The following is a 2,774-nucleotide window of genomic DNA, read 5'->3' on the forward strand; positions in this document are numbered from 1 at the left end:
GGTGTGGCGGCCGGAGGTGACCGCGTCGGCGGTCGGTCATCTGGTGCGGGCCGGGCTGCTGGCCGGCCTCGGCGGCGACGCGGGCACCCCGGACGTGCACGGGGATGAGGTGGACGCGCTCGCGCGCCGCCGGGACCTCCCGGCCCTGCTCGACCGGCACGTACCTCTGGGTCCGGACCAAGCGGCCCGCCGCCTCGGTGTCCGCCGCACCGATTTCGACGCGGTGGTCCGCCTCGGGTGGATCGAGCCCGTTGCCACGGCGGAGATCCCCTACGCGCAAAGCCGAGGCGGCGCTACGACAGTCGCGCTCTACAGCGCCGTGGACGTGGCGCTGCTCCCGGTCGTGCGTCCCGAGGCGGACTGGCGCGCGGTCCGGGCCGCCCGACCGGGCTCCCGCTCGCTGCTCGCCGGCCACGCACCGGGCGGAGACCGGGTGCTGCTCGCGGACGTGGCGACGATCTGCGGGGTGAGCGGGGCGGCGGTGGCGTCCTGGCGCCGCCGCCACGCCGACTTCCCCGTCCCGGCGGCCGGTACGGGCGAGCGTCCGGAGTACGACCGGGCAGTCATGGTCGCCTGGCTGCTGGACCACCGAAAGATCACCATCCCCACGGAGGCGAAGGCGGCGGCCGTGACCGTGGTGGGTGTCGGCGGCGAGTGCCGCTTCCGGCTCTATGACGCGTGCCTCGGCCTGGACACGGACGCGTCCGGAGAGGACGTGCTGTCCGGCTGGTGCACGGATGCGGACGCCGACGCGCTCGCACAGCACACGGCACACGGCGGGGTGTCCGTGCGCCGGCTCGCAGCGCCGGGCACGGGGGCGCTGGCGGTGACGGGCGACGTATGGGTCACCGACCGGTACCGGTCGGGGACGGGCCAGCGGGTGACGCTGGCCTGGCCCGCCGGCCTCCGGGGCGCCGCCGCGCCGACCGCCGAGGGCGGACTGGTCCGGCACGGCGTGCCGCCCGTCGCACCGGAGGGCACCTGCCGGTGCGAGCGGCACGACTGCGGCGGCCTGACCCTCACACCCGGATGCACCGAGCACACCGCCGCTGCTCTCGCGATGGAGTGGCACCCCGGCGGCGGCATCCGGTGCGCCGACCTCATCCGGCGCCGTACCGGCACCGTCCCCGAGTTGCGGTCATCCCGGTGACGTACCCGAGCGGGACCCTATAGACAACGCCTGTATCGATCGATACAGTTTACTTGTATCGATCGATACAGGCAGTCGATGTGAGGGGTGCTACGTGGAGGTTACGACCGAGGCTCGCGAGACGGGTGTCTACGGGCTGCTGAGCGTTGGTATGCAGCAATGGCGCGTTGACGCGGACAGCGCGTGGCAGGCCCCGGGTCTGCGGTTGGAGGTGAGGGCGGGCCGCGAAGCGCTCGCCGTGATCAAGCTGGAGTGCTCGGCCGGGGAGGCGGAGGAGACCGCGCAGGAGTGCGCGGCCGAGATCGAGCCGTGGGTCAGGACTCTGCGGTACCTCAGTGTCACGGACTCGCTGAAGACCAATCTCAGCATGGTTCAGTCCACGATCGAGCAGGCCCGCGAGGAGCAGGAAGGGTGGGGGCGCCTGGAAGCGGACACAGTGGATTTCATCCTGGGATGGGCGCGTGAAGACGAGTTCGACCGCAGCCAGGACCTAGTAGGGGTATACGGGCTGGGTCTACAGGTCCTGCGGCGCATCGAGGCCCGGTTCGCACGGCAGGTCGCAGAAGGCCGGCGCCGCGCGCTGGCCCACGCGCCCGCGACGTTCGACGGACTGCACGAGCTGTGGGAGCGGCCCCCGAGCGGATACCGCCCTCTGGGCCCGCACAGCCTGCCGCAGTGGGTAGCGGCCGAGCTGCTGACCGGTTGGGCCCTGACCCGGGACCAGCGTGACCCGCTGCTCACATGGGCCGTCAAGGGCGCCAAGCTCTCTCGCAGCGAGGTGCAGCGCATTACCAGCGTGTCCCGTAGCACCATCAACCGGATCATTCCTGACGCCGGGTGACGCAGCAGCACACGAGGGGCCCGACCAACGCATCGGTCGGGCCCCTCGGGTGTGCTGCTGCGTCACCCGGCGTCAGGGCGGTGCGGCGGTTCTCGCGGCCGTTGTGGTCCCGATCGTTCCGGTGATCCGGGTCCGGCCGCCGTGCCCGCGTACGTCAGGCGGTGCGCTGCAGGGTCTCTTCCATGGCGGTGACCGAGGCCAGCAGGCGGTGCGCCCGCTCTGGGTCGCTGTCCGCCTGGCGCCCGGCCTCGTATGCGAGTTCGGCTACGGCCTGCTGGAGCGCGGCCCGGAGATCCGCGATGGGGTCGAAGGTCATGCCGAGAGGCTACCGGATTGGATGTCAGTGCTCCGGGGCCGTGTCCCCCGCAAAAGCGGTGTGGATTCCGGGGTGTTTTTCGGGGTGGGTGGCGGGTTTGGGTGGGGGGTTTGGGGTGGGGGGGGGGGGTGGTTTGTGGCGACGGGTTGTATTTCCCAGTTGGTGTCTGATGGTGTGTCAGTTGATGTGTGACGTCTCGTCAGGTGTGGTGGGGCTCCGTGGTGTGCGGGTGGGCTTGCGTGGGGGTGTCCGGGGTTGTTCGGGGGGTGGGGGTGGGGTCGGCGGGGGGGTGTTTGTGCTGGTCAGGGGGTTGCGTGGGGTGGTGTGGGTGGGTGGGTGGGGTCGGGCCGGCGGGTTGATGTCGAGCCGGCGGGGTGGTGGGGTTCGGGTGGGGGAGTGGGGGGAAGTTCGGGATGCTACACAGGTCGTCCGTGATGCATCCGGTCCGGGCGGGGTGGGGGAGGGTC

2 protein-coding genes and 1 pseudogene are annotated in these 2,774 nt (G+C 71.8%); 2 read left to right on the plus strand and 1 reads right to left on the minus strand.

Translation table 11 applies throughout. The features are described from left to right. A pseudogene (locus tag FKN01_RS32785) lies at positions 1–1,150 on the plus strand (hypothetical protein); the annotation flags it as partial. Positions 1,151–1,244: 94 nt separating this feature from the next. Further along, on the plus strand, positions 1,245–1,991 hold the full coding sequence (locus tag FKN01_RS32020; RefSeq protein WP_143626155.1) for a hypothetical protein: 747 nt from the start codon (positions 1,245–1,247) through the stop codon (positions 1,989–1,991). A 154-nt stretch (positions 1,992–2,145) separates the two neighbouring features. Here FKN01_RS32020 and FKN01_RS32790 read toward each other — a convergent pair whose 3' ends face one another. After that, positions 2,146–2,307: a hypothetical protein gene (locus FKN01_RS32790; RefSeq protein ID WP_185993079.1), complete on the minus strand. Its 162-nt coding sequence runs from the start codon at positions 2,305–2,307 to the stop codon at positions 2,146–2,148. Positions 2,308–2,774: the final 467 nt, after the last annotated feature.

This window comes from Streptomyces sp. 130 (genome assembly GCF_007096885.1).
Taxonomy (GTDB): domain Bacteria; phylum Actinomycetota; class Actinomycetes; order Streptomycetales; family Streptomycetaceae; genus Streptomyces.